Raw genomic sequence first — 17384 nt, 5'->3', positions numbered from 1 at the left:
CTCACGTTTTGCCCAAGGGGGACGGCGCCATTGCGCTGTCCCCCTGTTGTCTTTCTGCCAGGCAGGGCTTTGGATAAGGAGCTTTGATGAGAATCCACGTCACTTTCGTCGACCGTGTCGGTATCACTCAGGAAATCCTGTCGCTGCTTGGGGCGCGCAACCTCAACCTGGACGCGGTGGAAATGATTCCGCCCAACGTCTACATCGATGCCCCAACTTTGTCTCCGGCCGTGCTGGATGAGCTGTATGCAGCCCTGTTGGGTGTGGACGGTGTGCAGGAGGTGTCGCTGGTCGACTTCCTGCCTGGCCACCGCCGGCGCCTGCAGCTGGAAGCCTTGCTGGCGGCCATGAGTGACCCGGTGCTGGCTGTGGACCCCGCTGGCCATGTGCTGTTGGCCAACCCGACGCTGGTCAGCCTGGTGGGCCGCGAGCCGGCGGGGGAGCCGTTGAACAGATTGTTTGCCGAGCCGAACCTGGCCCGCACCCTGATCGACAAGGGCTTTCGCCTGCCGATGTGCGAGGTGAGCTTTCAGGACCAACCGTTGCTGTTGGAGGCTACGCCCATCAGCGGCGGGGCCGATGGCCTGGTCGGTGGCCTGCTGACCCTGTACCCGGCGAGCCGCATCGGCGAGCGCCTGGCCTCGTTGCTGCATGACAACGCAGACGGGCTGGGCGCGTTGTTGGGGGAGTCGGCGGTGCTGCAGGCGCTAAAGGCACGTTTGCACAAAGTGGCGAGCCTGGAGGCACCCTTGCTGATCCAGGGCGAGACCGGCACCGGCAAGGAGCTGGTGGCCCGCGCCTGCCATGCGCTCAGCGCCCGGCGCGACACGTCTTTCCTGGCGCTGAACTGCGCGGCACTGCCCGAAAGCCTGGCTGAAAGCGAACTGTTCGGCTATGCCGCTGGTGCCTTCACCGGCGCCCAACGTGGCGGCAAGCCAGGCCTGCTGGAACTGGCCGACGGCGGAACGGTGTTTCTCGATGAAGTGGGCGAGATGTCGCCGTACTTGCAGGCCAAGCTGTTGCGCTTTCTCAATGACGGCAGTTTTCGCCGGGTAGGGGGCGGCAACGAAGTGCGGGTGAATGTGCGCGTGGTCTGTGCCACCCACCGCAATCTGGAGAGCATGGTGATGGAGGGCAGTTTTCGCGAAGACCTGTACTACCGGCTGAACGTGCTCAACCTGAAGGTGCCGCCGCTGCGTGAGCGGGGCAAGGACATCCTGCTGCTGGCCGAACACTTTCTGCGCCAGGCCTGTGCGCAGATACAGCGTGCGCCATGCCGTCTGGCGTTGGCGACCCATCCGCTGCTGCTGGGCAATCGCTGGTCAGGTAACGTGCGCCAGTTGCAGAACGTGATTTTCCGCGCTGCGGCGATCAGCGAAGGCGAGGTGATCGATTGCGATGACCTGGAGCTGGCCGGTACCGCGTTGAGCAGTCAGCAGGCTGACGGGGCCGAAATCATCAGCCTGGAAGCCGCCGTTCAGGCCTTTGAAAAGTCCTTGCTTGAAAAGTTGTACGAGAGCTACCCCTCGACTCGGCAGTTGGCCGTGCGTCTGCAGACGTCCCACACTGCCATCGGCCAGCGCCTGCGCAAGTACGGGATCGCCAGCCGGGCTTTGTAACCGGCTCGGTGCGAATGCGCTCCGCTGGAGCGATAGCGCTCCGTTTGTCTGTGAGGCGCGCATTCAATGGGCGGCCCCAAAAGAAGCAGGCAGAGGGTTCAGGCAGTGGAGCGAATACGCTCCGCTGCAGGGGGCGAAAACACTACGATACGTCTATAAGCACCTGATAAATATAAATAAATACTGATTGGCATTGCTCTTGCTCTGGTATCCGGCAGCCCCGCGAAGGGGCCTACCCAATAACAAGAGAGGACAATCCATGAGCACTCTGCGTTTTACCCCCGAACACGAATGGCTGCGCCTGGAGGCGACTGGCGAGTTGACCGTCGGTATTACCAGCTATGCCCAGGCGGCATTGGGGGACGTGGTGTACGTACAGCTGCCGGAGCCGGGTGCGTATGGCGAGGGCAATGAAGTCGCGGTGCTTGAGTCGGTGAAGGCCGCCAGCAACATCACCATGCCTTTGACCGGCACCGTGGTGGCCGTCAACCAGGCGCTGGCCGACGACCCAGAGCTGGTCAACGCCTCGCCAATGCAGGACGGCTGGTTCTTCCGCATCCAGGCCAGCAACCCTGGCGACCTCGATAGCCTGATGGACCAGGACGGCTATGACCGTTTCCTGGCCGAAAACGCCTGAGCCGGGGTGGCAGCCATGAACAAACCGCGCATCCCGCTGGGCACCGATAATGAGTTCGTCGCCCGCCACATTGGCCCGCGCGAAGACGATATCGCGGCCATGTTGGCGCTGACCGGCCATGAATCGCTCGACGCGCTGATCGACAGCGTCATCCCTGCCAGCATCAAGGGCAGCAATGTGCTCGAGCTGACCCCAGGGCTGGGCGAAGCAGAGGCCTTGGCCGCGCTCAAGGCCGTTGCTGCCAACAACCAGCTGTACCGCAACCATATCGGCCAGGGTTATTACCCCTGCCATACCCCGACACCGATCTTGCGCAACCTGCTGGAAAACCCGGCCTGGTACACCGCGTATACGCCCTATCAGCCAGAAATCTCCCAAGGGCGCCTGGAAGCGCTGCTGAACTTTCAGACCCTGGTCAGCGACCTGAGCGGGATGGAAATCGCCAACGCCTCATTGCTCGATGAAGCCACGGCTGCCGCCGAGGCCATGACCTTCTGCAAGCGCCTGGCAAAAAACAAGGCGCCGGCGTTTTTTGCTTCCCGTCATTGCCACCCGCAAACCCTGGATGTGTTGCGTACCCGTGCCCAGCCACTGGGGATCGACGTGGTCATCGGTGACGAGGCGGCCCTGGATGGCCAGCCGCTCGACGGCTATTTCGGCCTGCTGCTGCAGTACCCGGCCAGTACCGGCGAAATTGTCGATCATCGTGCCTTGATCCAGCGCGCCCATGCCGATGGCGCACTGGTTTCGGTGTGCGCAGACCTGCTGGCACTGACGTTGCTGACCCCGCCGGGAGCGCTGGGTGCCGACGTGGTCATCGGCAGCGCCCAGCGCTTCGGTGTGCCGCTGGGTTTCGGCGGCCCGCATGCGGCCTATTTTGCAACCCGTGACGCGTTCAAGCGCGACATGCCTGGCCGGCTGGTCGGGGTATCCATCGACCGCTTCGGCAAGCCGGCATTGCGCCTGGCCATGCAAACCCGCGAGCAACACATCCGCCGCGAGAAGGCCACCAGCAACATCTGCACCGCGCAGGTACTGCTGGCCAACATCGCCAGCATGTATGCGGTGTATCACGGCCCTCAGGGCTTGAGCCAGATCGCTCGGCGTGTGCATCGCCTGACCACGATCCTGGTGCAGGGGCTGCGTCAGCTTGGGCATCGTGTGGAGCAGGCGCATTTCTTCGACACCTTTACCGTGGTGACTGCAGGGCCAGTGGCCGATGTGCTTGCCGCGGCTAAAAGCGCAAGACTGAACCTGCGTCCGATCGACTCGGTGCGGGTCGGCCTTTCACTGGATGAAACCTGTGAGCAAGACAGCGTCGAGGCGCTGTGGCAGGTGTTTGCGGTGGCCGGGCAAACGCTGCCGGATTACGCCGCCCTGGCGGCCGACGGCACCGACTGCCTGCCGCTGGCGCTGCTGCGCGCTACGCCATTCCTGCAATACCCGGTGTTCAACCGTTACCACTCGGAAACCGAGCTGATGCGCTACCTGCGGCGCCTGGGTGACAAAGACCTGGCCCTGGACCGCAGCATGATTGCCTTGGGGTCGTGCACCATGAAGCTCAATGCGGCCAGCGAGATGATCCCGATCACCTGGCCCGAGTTCGCCGCCCTGCACCCGTTCGCCCCGGCCGAGCAAGCGCTGGGCTACCGTCAGTTGACCGATGAGCTCGAAGCCATGCTGTGTGCGGCCACCGGTTATGACGCCATGTCGCTGCAACCCAACGCAGGGTCCCAGGGCGAGTACGCTGGCCTGCTGGCCATTCGCGCCTACCACGCCAGCCGTGGCCAGGCGGGGCGCGATGTGTGCCTGATTCCATCGTCAGCCCATGGCACCAACCCGGCCACGGCGCAGATGGCCGGCATGCGGGTGGTGGTGGTCAACTGCGACGCGCGTGGCAACGTCGATATCGACGACCTGCAGTGCAAGGCCGAGCAGCATACAGACACGCTGGCGGCCTTGATGATTACCTATCCCTCGACCCACGGTGTGTTCGAAGACGGCATCACGCGCATCTGCGACATCATTCATGCACACGGCGGCCAGGTTTACCTGGATGGCGCCAACATGAATGCCATGGTTGGCCTGTGTGCACCGGGCAAATTCGGTGGCGACGTGTCGCACCTGAACCTGCACAAGACCTTTTGTATTCCCCATGGGGGCGGTGGCCCTGGGGTTGGTCCGATCGGGGTCAAGGCGCATCTGGCACCGTTCCTGCCGGGGCATGGCCATTTGCAGAAGCAGCAGGGCGCGGTCAGTGCGGCGCCGTATGGCAGCGCCAGTATCCTGCCGATCACCTGGATGTACATCCGCATGATGGGCGGGGCAGGGCTCAAGCGTGCCTCGCAGCTGGCGATCCTGAGTGCCAATTACATTGCCCGGCGCCTGGAGGAGCATTACCCGGTGCTGTACACCGGCGACAACGGCCTGGTGGCCCACGAATGCATCCTCGACCTGCGCCCGCTCAAGGACAGCAGCGGCATTGGCGTCGAGGACGTAGCCAAACGGCTGATCGATTTTGGTTTCCATGCCCCGACCATGTCGTTTCCGGTAGCCGGCACGCTGATGGTCGAACCGACCGAGAGCGAGTCGAAAGAGGAGCTGGACCGCTTCTGCGCCGCGATGATCTGCATCCGCGAAGAAATCCGTGCGGTGGAAAACGGCACGCTGGACGCACTAGACAACCCATTGAAGAACGCCCCGCATACCGCCAGCGAGCTGGCGGGCGAATGGCCGCACCGCTATAGCCGGGAGCTGGCGGTGTACCCGCTTGCCGACCTGCGCGAAAGCAAATACTGGCCGCCCGTGGGGCGCGTGGACAACGTCTACGGCGACCGCAACCTGGCCTGCGCCTGCCCGCCGCTGTCGAGTTATCAAGACGCCTGAACTTGCCGATCTAACCAAAAGGAATCACCCCCATGTTCCATAAAAGCCTGACCCTGTCTGACTTCGACCCTGCGCTGTCCGAGGCCATTCGCCGCGAAGTGCAACGCCAGGAAGACCACATCGAGCTGATCGCCTCGGAAAACTACACCAGCCCGCAGGTGATGCAGGCCCAAGGTACCGAACTGACCAACAAGTACGCCGAAGGCTACCCAGGCAAGCGCTATTACGGTGGCTGCGAGCATGTCGACGTGGTCGAGCAACTGGCCATCGAGCGTGCCAGGCAACTGTTCGGCGCGGGTTACGCCAACGTCCAGCCGCACTCAGGCTCGCAGGCCAACGCCGCGGTCTACCTGGCCTTGCTGCAGGCCGGGGATACCCTGCTGGGCATGAGCCTGGCGCACGGCGGCCACTTGACCCACGGCGCCAAGGTGTCGGCTTCGGGCAAGCTGTACAACGCTGTGCAATACGGCATCGATGCCAACGGCTTGATCGACTACGACGAGGTTGAGCGCCTGGCCGTCGAGCACCAGCCGAAGATGATCGTGGCAGGCTTCTCGGCCTATTCGAAAACCCTCGACTTCCCGCGTTTCCGGCAGATCGCCGACAAGGTCGGGGCCTACCTGTTCGTTGACATGGCCCACGTCGCCGGCTTGGTGGCGGCAGGCCTGTACCCCAATCCGCTGCCTTATGCCGATGTGGTCACCACCACCACCCACAAGACCCTGCGCGGGCCACGGGGTGGCTTGATTCTGGCCAAGGCGGACCCGGAGCTTGAGAAAAAGCTCAATTCGGCGGTGTTCCCAGGCGGGCAGGGTGGGCCGCTGATGCATGTGATCGCAGCCAAGGCGGTGTGCTTCAAGGAGGCCCTGGAACCTGGTTTCAAGGACTACCAGCGCCAGGTCGTCAACAACGCACAGGCCATGGCGCAAGTCTTCATGCAGCGGGGCTTCGACGTGGTTTCCGGGGGCACCGACAACCACCTGTTCCTGCTTAGCCTGATCCGCCAGGGCATCACCGGCAAGGACGCCGACGCCGCGCTGGGCCGGGCGCACATCACGGTGAACAAGAACGCCGTGCCTAATGACCCACAGTCGCCGTTCGTGACGTCGGGCCTGCGCATTGGCACCCCGGCGGTAACGACCCGTGGTTTCAAGGAAGCGGAATGCCGGGCCCTGGCGACCTGGATCTGCGACATCCTCGACCACCTTGGTGATGCCGATGTCGAGGCCCATGTGGCGGGGCAGGTGGGCGAACTGTGCAAGCTGTTCCCGGTTTATCCGGCCTGAGCCCAACACCTGAATCGCAGGCCAGGAGCCAGCCATGTCAACCGAACAACTGCAACACAGCCCACCGCGTCCCCAGCCGCTGCAGGCCGGGGTGAAACTGCGCGGTGCCGAGAAGGTGGCGCGCATCCCGGTGAAAATCCTCCCCACCGAAGATGTACCCCGCAAACCCGACTGGATCCGCGTGGCGATTCCCACTACACCGGAGGTGGCGCGGGTCAAGGCCCTGCTGCGCAAGCACAAGTTGCACAGCGTGTGCGAGGAAGCCGCCTGCCCGAACCTGGGCGAGTGCTTTTCTGGCGGTACGGCGACGTTCATGATCATGGGCGACATCTGCACCCGGCGTTGTCCGTTCTGCGATGTCGGCCATGGTCGGCCCAAGCCGCTCGACGTCGACGAGCCGAAGAACCTGGCCATCGCCATTGCTGACCTGCGCTTGAAATACGTGGTCATCACCTCGGTAGACCGCGACGACCTGCGTGACGGTGGTGCCCAGCACTTTGTCGATTGCCTGCGCGAGATCCGCGCATTGTCGCCGGGCATCCAACTGGAAACCCTGGTGCCGGATTACCGTGGGCGCATGGACGTGGCGCTGGCGATCACCGAGCAGCAACCACCGGATGTGTTCAACCACAACCTCGAGACCGTGCCACGCTTGTACAAGGCGGCACGTCCGGGCTCGGACTTCGAGTGGTCGCTGGACCTGCTGGAGCGCTTCAAGCAACGTGTACCCACGGTGCCGACCAAGTCAGGGCTTATGCTTGGCCTGGGCGAAACCGATGCCGAGGTGCTCGAAGTGATGCAGCGCCTGCGCGAGCATCAGGTCGACATGTTGACCTTGGGGCAGTACCTGCAACCTTCGCGCAGTCATTTGCCGGTGCAGCGCTTCGTCCACCCGGACACGTTCGCCTGGTTTGCCGAGCAAGCGTTGGCGATGGGTTTCAGGAATGTAGCTTCCGGGCCATTGGTGCGCTCGTCCTACCATGCGGACCGACAGGCGCAGGCTGTGTAAGCGTGGGTTGGGCAGCGGGGGATGAAACGGCTGCCCAACTTTCTTTCAGAGGACCGGGCCTGAAGCCACGCTGACACCCGCCAGCGTGGTGAAGGAGATGTCCTTGGCCGTGAGCAGAAAATCACTCACGTAGGGTACTTCCAGCATGTCGCTGCGCAGCGCTGCGTAGAGGTTTGCCTGCAAGCCGTGTTCGCCGAGGCGCTTGGCGGTGACATAGCCGCGTGAGCTGTACTCATGCACTGCCCAGTTGGGCAGGCAGCAAACGCCGCGCCCGGAGGCCACCAGTTGCATCATCATCACGGTCAGTTCAGAGGTGCGCACCTGTGCGGGTTCGACGTCGGCGGGGTCGAGGAAGCGGGTGAAGATGTCCAGGCGGCTGCGTTCGATCGGGTAGGTGATCAGTGTCTGGCTGGCAATATCGGCGGGCCCAAGGTAAGGCTTGTGGCGCATGACGTGATGGTTGTCGATGGCCAGCAGCGCCTCGTAGCCGAACAACGGCACGTAGCTGATACCCGGCAGGGTCACCGGGTCGGAGGTCACCACCAGGTCCAGGTCCCCGCGCTCCAGGGCCGGCAGCGGCGCGAAGGAAAAACCGGAAGCGAGGTCCAGCTCTACCTCTGGCCAGGCGCCACGGAACTCATCCACCGAAGGCATCAGCCACTGGTAGCAGCTGTGGCATTCGATGGCGATGTGCAAGCGCCCGGCGGAGCCCCCGGCCAGTTTGCCCAGGTCCCGTTCGGTGCTGCGGATCTGCGGCAGTACCTGATCGGCCAACTGCAGCAGCTTCAGCCCGGCACTGGTGAAGCGCACCGGCCTGGATTTGCGCACGAACAACGGCATGCCGATGCGCTCCTCCATATCGCGGAACTGGTGCGACAGGGCTGATTGGGTCAGGTGCAGGCGCTCGGCGGCCTCGTGCAGGCTGTCGGTTTCACGCAGCGCGTGGAGGGTTCGCAGGTGGCGTAAATCGATCATGGGTAAATTACGGATCCACTCGCTAGAGGTGGGTTTTCCTCATTATCGAGTGGTCCTGACAATCCCTTTCAGTGGGTTTCCGTGAGTAGGGCTGAGGCTCAAGCCGCGTGGTGCGCGGCGAGGTTGCAATATTGCCCCTTGAAATACAGCAGCGGCTGCGCAGCAGCACCTGCCTGCAGGTTCAGCGCTTTCACTTCGCCAATCACGATCAGGTGATCCCCGGCGGTGTGCTCGGCGTGAATTTCGCAATCGAGCCAGTGCAGGCAGCCGGCAATGATCGGGTTACCCAGCGGCGACACCTGCCATTGGACGCCGTGCCACTTGTCGGCGCCTCGCTGTGCAAACCGGTTGGAAATGCCGGCCTGTTCACCCGACAGGATATTGACCATGAAGCGGCCAGCCTGGCGAATTCTTGGGTAGCTGGCCGAACTGGACATCACACTGAATGACACCAGCGGCGGGCTCATCGACACGCTGTAGAACGACTGGCAGGTGAAGCCGATCGGCTCACCGTCATGGTGCGATGAAATCACCGTGATACCAGATGCGTAGTGCCCGAGTGCCTGGCGAAAAGCCGATGGCTCGATAGCCTTACCGGTAAGCAACATAGTAGGTCCTGTGGCTGCGTTTGCTTCAGCGTGCGTTAGCGAGTTCCTGGCGGACGATGGCCGCGCCTGCACTCAACGCTTTGAGCTTGCCGCTGGCAACTTGGCGCGGTAGCGGCGCCATGCCGCAGTTGGTGCAAGGGTAGAGCTTGTCGGCGTCGACGAACTGCAGTGCCTTGCGCAAGGTGGCAGCGACCTGCTCGGGTGTTTCAATGGTAGGGGTGGCCACATCAATGGCACCGACCATGACTTTCTTCCCGCGAATCAGCTCGATCAGGTCCATCGGCACATGCGAGTTATGGCACTCCAGCGAAATGATATCGATGCTGGACTGTTGCAGCTTGGGGAAGGCTTGTTCATATTGCCGCCATTCGGCGCCCAAGGTCTTTTTCCAGTCGGTATTGGCTTTGATGCCATAGCCATAGCAGATATGAACGGCCGTTTCGCACTTCAGGCCTTCAATGGCCCTTTCCAATGCGGCCACGCCCCACTCATTCACGTCGTCAAAGAAAACATTGAAGGCGGGTTCGTCGAACTGGATGATGTCAACGCCCGCGGCCTCCAGTTCCCTGGCTTCCTGGTTGAGAATCTTGGCGAACTCCCAGGCCAGCTTCTCACGGCTTTTATAATGGCTGTCATACAGCGTATCGATCATGGTCATGGGGCCGGGCAGCGCCCACTTTATCGGCTGTGTGGTTTGCTGGCGCAAGAACTTGGCATCGTCGACAAAAACCGGTTTTTGCCGAGCGACTGCACCCACCACTGTAGGAACGCTCGCATCGTAGCGGTCACGGATTCTAACGGTTTCACGTTGCTCGAAATCAACACCACTGAGGTGCTCGATAAACGTGGTGACAAAGTGCTGACGGGTTTGCTCACCATCACTGACGATGTCGATACCGGCGTGTTGTTGTTCTTGCAACGCCAGGCGCAAGGCATCCTGCTTGCCTTCGCTCAGTTGTTCGTCTTGCAACTTCCAGGGTGACCAGAGGGTTTCGGGTTGGGCCAGCCAGGAGGGTTTAGGCAGGCTGCCGGCAGTGGAAGTGGGGAGCAATGTGTTCATGAACAGTGACCTTGTACTTTGAATTAATCAACGGGCGTATTGCGCGGACCATTGTTCCAGCGTGGCCTGGTAGGGTTTGACAAATTGCGCTTCGGCAAATTTGCCCTGCTCGATCGCCAGGCGACCGCGCTCTTCCCGGTCGTAGACAATGCGCGTGAGCGAGTAGTCCTGGTGCTTCAGGCTGGGCTGGTAGGCATGGCCCGCAGCGGAGTTGGCGTTGTAGATCTCGGGTCGGTAGATCTTCTGGAAGGTGTCCATGGTGCTGATGGTGCTGATCAACTCAAGGTTGGTGTAGTCAGCCAGCAAGTCACCGGCAAAATAGAACGCCAACGGCGCGACACTGTTCGGCGGCATGAAATAGCGCACCTTCAAGCCCATCTTGTTGAAGTACTCATCCGTCAGGGAGTATTCATCCTGCTGATACTCGATACCCAGCACGGGGTGCTGGTTTTCGGTCCGATGGTAGGTTTTGCTGCTCGAGACGCTCAGGCAGATAACCGGTGGTTTGTTGAAGTGCTCCTTGTAGGTTTGCGAGTTGACGAAGCACTTGAACAGGTTGCCATGCAGTTCGCCAAAGTTGTCAGGCGTGCTGAAGGCTGGCCGATGCTTGTTGTGTTCGAGCAGCAGCACGCTGAAGTCGTAGTCACGCACGTACGAGGAAAAGTTGTTACCTACCATGCCCGCCAGGCGGGTGTTGGTTTTGCGGTCGACAATATGGGTTTTCAATATTTCGATCAACGGCAGTGCATGGCCGTGCCGCTCGGCTTCAATGTTCAATTCGACCGATATGATTTCCAGTTCGACGTGATATCGATTACTTTCAGGGTTATCCCAATGCGCCAGTGCATTGAAACGGTTGTCAATCATGGCCAACGTGTTGCGCAGGTTTTCCTGGCGGTTCGCACCCCGCGCCAAATTGGCGAAGTTGGTCGTGATGCGGGTGTTTTCGGCAGGGTGATAATGTTCGTCGAAGGCGATGCGTTTGACGGTAAATTCAGGTTCAATATTCATCTTGGGCGCTGTCCTGTTGCCTGAGGTCGATCGACTCGGTCATTTCCCGGGGCCTTCACTCAGGCGTCTTAATGTTGTCCTTGATTAAGACGTATTTTAGGCAGCCCCCTTGCATGAAGGGTATTGAAGATATTTCACAGATTTTTTAGTGCTGTTCATGATGCGTTCTACGATTCGGCCTGTTGGGTGTCAGGGCTGAGGACCGAATTGTCCAGCAAGGGCACTGCTTGCAGGGTTGATGAGGCGGTTTTTGGGCCAGGCGGCTGTGCGTGATAGGGCCACAGAAGTTGTCACACACATTGGAGGGATTTACAGTTGGCATGAATATCTCATGCCAATCGCAAGCCATACGATTATCCAGGCTTATCAACCACCCTCCATGGATGAAGAACAAAAGGGGGCTTACATGAGTTGTCTGATCTGCGCAGGGCAGGCGGAATCCGTCGAGTGTGCCCACGGGTGGGAAGAGCGGTGTTGTTCCCGATGCGGATGTTACCGAATGTCCCAGGCGCTCATTCTGGTCATGATGGAAGAGGGGCAGATCTTCGATACCGAGCGCATGCGCGAATGGCTGGTCGCGCAGCGCGGTCAGGTGTCGGTTCCTGCCATCGATCATGCTCAGGCGATACTGTTCCCCTGAGCAGCGGGTTAACTGGCGGGCGTTGGCGCAAGCACTGTGTACCTGGCGTGGCGCACTGCGGCATCATATCCCGCTCGGCCATCACCCTAATCAGGAAACAGCGATGATCAAAATTGGCGATCAACTGCCCGACGTTACCCTTTACCAATACAACACTGACGCAGGCGCCTGCGCGATCGGCCCGAATGCCTTTTCCATTCGCGAGCGTTGCAAGCAGAAAAAAGTACTGATCTTCGCATTGCCGGGCGCGTTCACACCGACCTGTTCTGAACGTCATGTTCCCGGTTATGTCGCTGAAGCACCTGCGCTGTTCGCGGCTGGCATCGACGAAATTCTCTGTGTCTCGGTGAACGATGCCTTTGTCATGAATGCCTGGGGCAATAGCCTGCAGGTGGGTGACGCGGTCAAGATGATCGGCGATGGCAATGGCGAATTCAGCGAGGCGCTGGGCCTGATCCAGGACCTTTCGGCGCGCGGTATGGGGCGTCGTTCACAGCGCTATGCCATGTTGGTCGACGACCTGGTGGTCAAGCACATCGCGGTGGAAGCCCCCGGCAAGTTCGAAGTCAGTGATGCCGCCAGCATGCTGGCTGCGCTGCGCTAGTTTCACGCTTCAGGCCTTGCCGGCATAGGCTGTCGGGGCCGCCAAGGAACATTTCAAACCGCCCGCTAACAACAAGGTAAAGACGGTTGAAACTTCACCAACTCAGGGCGCTGGTCGCCATCCATAACGCAGGCAGCATCCTTGAAGCTTCCAAGCTGATGCACATTACTCAGCCTGCGCTGAGCCGTTCGATCAAGGAACTGGAGCGGGAGGTGGGCTTCATCCTGTTGCAGCGTTCTCACAAAGGCATGGCGCTTACCGAAGAAGGCAAGCGTGTCATCCGCCATGCCAACCTCGTGGTGGAAAGCATCCGCCGCCTGCAGATCGAAGCGGCGAGCATTCAGGATGCGGCGCTGGGGGCGGTGTCGATCGGGGTGACATCGCTGACGGCAATGCTGGATGGGGTCGACGAAAGTATCCTGGCGTTCAGGCGCAAGTACCCTCGGGTAAAGATCACCATCACCGACTTGCGCCCCAGCCAGATCCTGCAGCGTTTGCGCGACGGTAGCCTGGACTTTGCCATTACCTCGCAGCAACCCCTGAGCCGGCTTAGCCTGGATTGGGAGGCACTGGGCAGTATCAAGGGCAGGGTGATCTGCCATGCCTCTAACCAGCAAAAGTTCACCCAGTCACTGCGCACCTTGCAGTATGCCCACTGGATCAGCCTGGACGAGCTGTCCGACCAGGCTTCCCAGTTCCATCAGCTGTTCGAAGCCAACGGCCTGCGGGTACCGCAGAACACCGTCGAATGCACCTCGGTGATGATGGCGCTCAAGCTGCTGAAGAACACCGAATCGTTGATGACCATCAGCCAGCTGGCGGTGGACCAGGGGTTCACCTTCGGCGTCGATTGCGAGTACGTGGCAATGCCGGTGCAAGAGCTGATTCCCGATTACCCCATCAACCTGGTCTGCATTGACCGCCACAGCCTCACGGCGCCTGCCCAGGAGCTGTTCCATAGCTTGCGCGGGCAGGTGCTCAGGCAAACCCGTCCAGTGGCGTCAGAAGTGGTAGTACATGCCTAGCGACACGTTGCTTGGGTTGTCACCCACCTGATCCACCGGGGTGCCTGCGTAGGTGACCGATGACGCGCGCTGGTTGCCGATCATGCCGAGCCGCCCGTACACGGCCCAGCGCGGGGTGATGAAGTGGTCATAGCCGACCATCGCCCCCCATGCGTCCTTGTCATGGGCGGTGACCTGGCGCTGCATCACCGCCAGGCGCAGCACATCCCGCTCGCCGACTGGCGCCATCACGCCGAAAGTGTACAGCGTGGTGCTGGGCGTGCCGGCCTGGTCCACGTCCTGGCGCTGCCAGGTCAAGCTGGTGGCCAGCGGACCGAAATCGTAGAACGCTGACAGGCTTTTGTAATAGTTGGCGGTCTGGCGAGAAACGCCACCGTCATCCCAGGGGTCGCTGTAGTACAGGTTGTACGAGGCCAGCAGCATCACCCGGCTGTTGCGGTATTGCAACCTGGCACCGCCGCCGCGCACGGTGCGCCCTTGGCTGGCGGCATCGTCGAAGCCGAAACTCAGTGCGGTACCGAGGCTGAAGCCGCTGAGGGTAGGGCTCGTGTAGGCCAGGGTGTGCTTGGGGCGCAGGTCCAGGTAGAAGGCGCCCTTGCCGGCGGCGGGCAACGCCAGATAGGTGTAGGGCGAGCCATAGGTGGCCAGGAACGGGTCGGCGTAGGTGGGGGTGCCCATGCTGTAGGTCTTGCCGAATTCGAGTTTGCCCAAGGTGCGCGAGCGCAGGGCAACGGTCGCCAGGCGCAGGGTACCGAGGGTGTCCCAGGTGCCCTCCAGGGCCTTGCCATTGACGTTGAAGCCTTCCTCGACGTCAAGTTCCACGACGGTATCGGGGGTCAGCCCCTTGCGTGCATACAGCCCGAGCTTGTTGGTCCAGGCACCGCCACCGGCCAGCTTGAAGCCCGAGTGGTGCTGTGAATCGTGATAGCTGGCGAACGCATCCACGGTGCCGTAGACCTTGAGTTTGTCATCGAAACCTTGATCCACCCCGTAATACCCAAAACCCGGCGCAATCCGAGCGAGCGTCGGAAAGCCCTCTGCCTGTGCCTGCGCGGCCAGGCAGGCCCCTTGGATCATCAACAGCAACGACGTAGTGCGAGTGTTCATTCACGACTCCAGGCCAGCACGGTGATGTGGTGGCTGTAGCCTCGGTGAACAACAGGTTGCAGCGTGATTGCTTATTCAGCCAGGTCATGCCGTTTGGTTAATCAAAGGCCGGCGCAGCGCGAGGATTGGCGCTAGCACGCGCATTAGACAGGCGTGGAACAGGCTGCAAGGCCGCCCCAAGGTCGCTGCTCGGTGAGCCTTGTTGGGGCAGCGCGCGGAGTGAGGGCGAACTGTGCGCCAGCTCAGGGCAATTTAGCCAACGGCCGCGCCAGGCAATTAACCATTGGTTAGCCACATGCCGAAACTGCAAGTGTGTTGAGTGCCCGATTGGCTGATATTCGCTGCACGCCGCGATTTGCCAACGGAGATAACAATGACCAGACCGCTACCCGCATCGCCAAGCTTGCACAAGGGCGCGCATTCTGCCGCGCAGGCATCGTCTTCACGCAAAACCTTGATCGCCTGCTCGTTGGGCAATGCGCTGGAAATGTACGACTTCACGATCTACAGCTTCTTTGCTGTATTGATCGGCAAGCATTTCTTCCCCTCCGACTCGGCGATGGCTTCGTTGTTGATGTCGCTGGCCACGTTTGGCGTCGGTTTCCTGATGCGCCCGGTCGGGGCGATGATCATCGGTCGCTATGCCGACCGGCATGGGCGCAAAGCGGCATTGAGCCTGACCATCGGGCTGATGACCCTGGGCACCGCATTGATTGCCTTTGCCCCCACGTATTCGCAGATCGGTATTTTCGCCACGCTGCTGCTGGTAACCGGCCGGCTCATCCAGGGGATGTCGGCGGGTGGGGAGATCGGTACCGCGTCGGTGTTCCTGATGGAGTCCAGTGCGGTTGGCAACCGCTGCCAGAGCGTGAGCTGGCAGGCCGCCAGCCAAGGCTATGCCGCGTTGGTCGGGGCCGGCTTTGGCCTGGCCCTCAGCCAATTGCTCGACCCCGCTGCGCTCGAAAGCTGGGGGTGGCGGATACCGTTCATTTTCGGCCTGCTGATCGGGCCGGTCGGTTGGTACATTCGCACGCGTTTGCCGGAAACCCACGAGGCCGCGCCGGCGCGCGAAGGGGAGAAGAGGCTGGACGGCGACCTGCTCAAGCGCATCGCGCTGGGCATCGGCCTGATGGCCAGTTCGACCATTGGCATGTACCTGTTCGTGTTCTACATGCCCACCTACTTGACCACGGCCTTGCATTATCCGGCGGGCAGCGCGATGGCGATTGCCTGTATCAGTAGCGGTTGCATGGCGGTCATCTGCCCGTTGGCGGGCAAGTTCGCCGATAAGTACCAGCTCAGAAAGCGCCTGCTGGTGTGGACGGTTGCCGCGCCAGTGGTGTTGACCTTGCCGGTGTTCTCCCTCTTGGGGCATGTGCAGCACATGGGCCTGGCCATGATGTGTGTGGCAATTCTGATCCTGCCGACCTGTATCGGTGCCGGTGCGTTCTTTGCGCTGATCATGGAGGGCTTCCCGAAGGCCAGTCGCTCCTTCGGTACTTCGGTCAGCTACAGCCTGGGGGTGACGTTGTTCGGCGGCTTTTCTCCGTTGGTGGCCACCTGGCTGATTGCCGCGCTGGGCACGCCGTTGGCACCTGCCTATTTCCTGCTGGCCGGCGGTGTCGTCAGCCTGGCCTGCCTCAAAAACTTCCCCGAAAACAAAGGATGCGCGTGATATGGGTATTTTGCACAGCAATCAACCCCGGCACTCGGCAGCAGCGCTGGACGAGTTCGTCATGCTTCGCCGGCAGATCCACGCCGCGCCGGAGCTTGGTGGCGACACCCCCGATACGGCGGCACTGGTGGCCGACAAGCTGCAGGCCTTGGGCTATGTGGTGCATCGCAATGTGGGCGGGCATGGTGTGGTCGGGGTGCTCAAGGTTGGCGACAGCCCGCGCAGTGTGGGCCTGCGGGCAGACATGGACGCATTGCCCATGAGCGAAAAGAATCCCTTTGCGCATGCCAGCAAAACCCCTGGGCGTATGCATGCCTGCGGCCATGATGGGCATACCGCGATCCTGCTGGCAGCCGCTGCCCAGCTGGCGGCAACGCGCAACTTCAACGGCACGCTAAACGTGATCTTCCAGCCGGATGAAGAAGGGCTGGCCGGCGCCAAGGCGATGATCGACGACGGCCTGTTCGAGCGCTTCCCGTGTGACTCGGTATATGCGCTGCACAACATGCCCGGCATGCCGGTGGGTACTTGCGTGGTGCAGGCGGGGCCAACCATGGCGTCGTCCGAGCGTGTCAGCATTCGAATCACCGGCAAAGGCGGGCATGGTGCGATGCCGGAGCTGTCGGTAGACCCGGTGATGGCGTTGAACAGCCTGATCAGTGGCATCCAGACCATCAAGTCGCGCAACCTGAGCGTGGAAGAGTATGCGGTCATCAGCATCGGCATGATCCAGGCTGGCACCGTTTACAACATCATCCCCGATGAGGCCTGCATGCTGCTGAGTGTGCGCACCGACACGGCCGAGACGCAGCAGAAGATCAACAGCCGCATTGACGCCCTGGCCAAGGGGCACGCCGCAAGCTTTGGCGTGGAGATCGAGGTGCAATTCACCCAACTGGCGCCGGCATTGTGCAACAGCGATCACGAAAGCGCGTTGTTGCGTGAAAGCCTGCGGCCGTTGTTCGTTGAAGGCGCGTTGCTGGACAAAATGCCGAAGAAGGTCATGGGCACCGAAGACTTCGCCTACATGCTGCAGGCACGGCCTGGCTGCTACTTCATGCTGGGTAATGGCACCGGCGAGTTTCATGGTTGCTCGGTGCACAACCCTCATTATGATTTCAACGATGCGTTGGTGAAGGTGGGCGCCGATTGTTGGGTGAAGTGGGTCCAGGACTATTTGCGCTGACACCTTTGCCGGGGCCGCAAAGCGGCCCCGATGGCTTGTCTGGCTTGCGCTCGTTC

15 protein-coding genes are annotated in these 17384 nt (G+C 61.3%); 10 read left to right on the top strand and 5 right to left on the bottom strand.

The features are described from left to right. The first annotated feature begins 86 nt into the window (after positions 1–86). The 5 genes from ACNQP3_RS16065 (at position 87) to lipA (ending at position 7437) form a co-directional block, all read left to right on the top strand. A complete protein-coding gene (locus ACNQP3_RS16065; RefSeq protein WP_012272719.1) occupies positions 87–1619 on the top strand; it encodes a sigma-54-dependent transcriptional regulator in 1533 nt (510 codons plus the stop codon). A gap of 259 nt (positions 1620–1878) precedes the next feature. Next, positions 1879–2256 carry a glycine cleavage system protein GcvH gene (gene gcvH / locus ACNQP3_RS16060; RefSeq protein ID WP_012272718.1) on the top strand — a complete coding sequence of 126 codons (378 nt, stop codon included), beginning with the start codon at positions 1879–1881 and terminating at the stop codon, positions 2254–2256. Between the two features lie 15 nt (positions 2257–2271). Further along, a complete protein-coding gene (gene gcvP / locus ACNQP3_RS16055) occupies positions 2272–5142 on the top strand; it encodes an aminomethyl-transferring glycine dehydrogenase (RefSeq protein WP_264316208.1) in 2871 nt (956 codons plus the stop codon). A gap of 32 nt (positions 5143–5174) precedes the next feature. Then, positions 5175–6428, top strand: coding sequence for a serine hydroxymethyltransferase (gene glyA, locus ACNQP3_RS16050; RefSeq protein WP_012272716.1), 1254 nt, complete (start codon positions 5175–5177; stop codon positions 6426–6428). A gap of 34 nt (positions 6429–6462) precedes the next feature. Continuing rightward, positions 6463–7437 carry a lipoyl synthase gene (gene lipA, locus ACNQP3_RS16045; RefSeq protein ID WP_012272715.1) on the top strand — a complete coding sequence of 325 codons (975 nt, stop codon included), beginning with the start codon at positions 6463–6465 and terminating at the stop codon, positions 7435–7437. A gap of 45 nt (positions 7438–7482) precedes the next feature. Here the strand turns inward: lipA and ACNQP3_RS16040 are convergent, their stop codons facing one another. The 4 genes from ACNQP3_RS16040 to ACNQP3_RS16025 form a co-directional block, all read right to left on the bottom strand. Next, positions 7483–8412, bottom strand: a complete 930-nt coding sequence (locus ACNQP3_RS16040) for a LysR family transcriptional regulator (RefSeq protein WP_264316207.1) — start codon at positions 8410–8412, stop codon at positions 7483–7485. 98 nt (positions 8413–8510) lie between these two features. Then, positions 8511–9020, bottom strand: a complete 510-nt coding sequence (locus ACNQP3_RS16035) for a flavin reductase family protein (RefSeq protein ID WP_060492476.1) — start codon at positions 9018–9020, stop codon at positions 8511–8513. 25 nt (positions 9021–9045) lie between these two features. Next, a complete protein-coding gene (locus ACNQP3_RS16030) occupies positions 9046–10080 on the bottom strand; it encodes a methionine synthase (protein WP_012272712.1) in 1035 nt (344 codons plus the stop codon). Positions 10081–10107: 27 nt separating this feature from the next. Next, positions 10108–11091 (bottom strand): DUF1852 domain-containing protein, encoded by a 984-nt coding sequence (locus tag ACNQP3_RS16025; protein ID WP_060492477.1) that lies wholly within the window; start codon positions 11089–11091, stop codon positions 10108–10110. Positions 11092–11590: 499 nt separating this feature from the next. On the opposite strand from ACNQP3_RS16025, the gene ACNQP3_RS16020 reads away from it, so the two are divergent. The 3 genes from ACNQP3_RS16020 (at position 11591) to ACNQP3_RS16010 (ending at position 13360) form a co-directional block, all read left to right on the top strand. Then, entirely contained in the window at positions 11591–11731 is a 141-nt protein-coding gene (locus ACNQP3_RS16020; RefSeq protein WP_012272710.1) for a hypothetical protein, read from the top strand. A gap of 103 nt (positions 11732–11834) precedes the next feature. Then, a complete protein-coding gene (locus ACNQP3_RS16015) occupies positions 11835–12335 on the top strand; it encodes a peroxiredoxin (protein ID WP_012272709.1) in 501 nt (166 codons plus the stop codon). 86 nt (positions 12336–12421) lie between these two features. Next, positions 12422–13360 carry a LysR family transcriptional regulator gene (locus tag ACNQP3_RS16010; RefSeq protein WP_060492478.1) on the top strand — a complete coding sequence of 313 codons (939 nt, stop codon included), beginning with the start codon at positions 12422–12424 and terminating at the stop codon, positions 13358–13360. Here the strand turns inward: ACNQP3_RS16010 and ACNQP3_RS16005 are convergent. Next, a complete protein-coding gene (locus tag ACNQP3_RS16005) occupies positions 13337–14467 on the bottom strand; it encodes a porin (RefSeq protein WP_012272707.1) in 1131 nt (376 codons plus the stop codon). The two genes, ACNQP3_RS16010 and ACNQP3_RS16005, sit on opposite strands and share 24 nt — an antisense overlap. 373 nt (positions 14468–14840) lie before the next feature. Here ACNQP3_RS16005 and ACNQP3_RS16000 point away from each other — a divergent pair, with 373 nt between their 5' ends. Both ACNQP3_RS16000 and ACNQP3_RS15995 read left to right on the top strand, forming a co-directional pair. After that, positions 14841–16142 (top strand): MFS transporter, encoded by a 1302-nt coding sequence (locus tag ACNQP3_RS16000; RefSeq protein WP_060492479.1) that lies wholly within the window; start codon positions 14841–14843, stop codon positions 16140–16142. A 1-nt stretch (position 16143) separates the two neighbouring features. Beyond that, positions 16144–17328 carry a M20 aminoacylase family protein gene (locus tag ACNQP3_RS15995; protein WP_060492480.1) on the top strand — a complete coding sequence of 395 codons (1185 nt, stop codon included), beginning with the start codon at positions 16144–16146 and terminating at the stop codon, positions 17326–17328. The last annotated feature ends 56 nt before the right edge of the window (positions 17329–17384 follow it).

Origin of the sequence: Pseudomonas sp. LFS074 (genome assembly GCF_047978165.1) — a bacterium.
GTDB lineage: Bacteria > Pseudomonadota > Gammaproteobacteria > Pseudomonadales > Pseudomonadaceae > Aquipseudomonas > Aquipseudomonas putida_P.
Note: the sequence above shows the minus strand (reverse complement) of the source record. Positions and strands in the feature narration are given on the sequence as shown.

Coding starts and splice junctions, on each gene's coding strand:
- glyA (WP_012272716.1), top strand. CDS start 5,175: ATGTTCCATAAAAGCCTGACCCTGTCTGACTTCGACCCTGCGCTGTCC.
- ACNQP3_RS16000 (WP_060492479.1), top strand. CDS start 14,841: ATGACCAGACCGCTACCCGCATCGCCAAGCTTGCACAAGGGCGCGCAT.
- ACNQP3_RS16005 (WP_012272707.1), bottom strand. CDS start 14,467: ATGAACACTCGCACTACGTCGTTGCTGTTGATGATCCAAGGGGCCTGC.
- ACNQP3_RS16040 (WP_264316207.1), bottom strand. CDS start 8,412: ATGATCGATTTACGCCACCTGCGAACCCTCCACGCGCTGCGTGAAACC.
- ACNQP3_RS16015 (WP_012272709.1), top strand. CDS start 11,835: ATGATCAAAATTGGCGATCAACTGCCCGACGTTACCCTTTACCAATAC.
- ACNQP3_RS16020 (WP_012272710.1), top strand. CDS start 11,591: ATGTCCCAGGCGCTCATTCTGGTCATGATGGAAGAGGGGCAGATCTTC.
- ACNQP3_RS16030 (WP_012272712.1), bottom strand. CDS start 10,080: ATGAACACATTGCTCCCCACTTCCACTGCCGGCAGCCTGCCTAAACCC.
- gcvP (WP_264316208.1), top strand. CDS start 2,272: ATGAACAAACCGCGCATCCCGCTGGGCACCGATAATGAGTTCGTCGCC.
- ACNQP3_RS16025 (WP_060492477.1), bottom strand. CDS start 11,091: ATGAATATTGAACCTGAATTTACCGTCAAACGCATCGCCTTCGACGAA.
- ACNQP3_RS16065 (WP_012272719.1), top strand. CDS start 87: ATGAGAATCCACGTCACTTTCGTCGACCGTGTCGGTATCACTCAGGAA.
- ACNQP3_RS15995 (WP_060492480.1), top strand. CDS start 16,144: ATGGGTATTTTGCACAGCAATCAACCCCGGCACTCGGCAGCAGCGCTG.
- lipA (WP_012272715.1), top strand. CDS start 6,463: ATGTCAACCGAACAACTGCAACACAGCCCACCGCGTCCCCAGCCGCTG.
- gcvH (WP_012272718.1), top strand. CDS start 1,879: ATGAGCACTCTGCGTTTTACCCCCGAACACGAATGGCTGCGCCTGGAG.
- ACNQP3_RS16035 (WP_060492476.1), bottom strand. CDS start 9,020: ATGTTGCTTACCGGTAAGGCTATCGAGCCATCGGCTTTTCGCCAGGCA.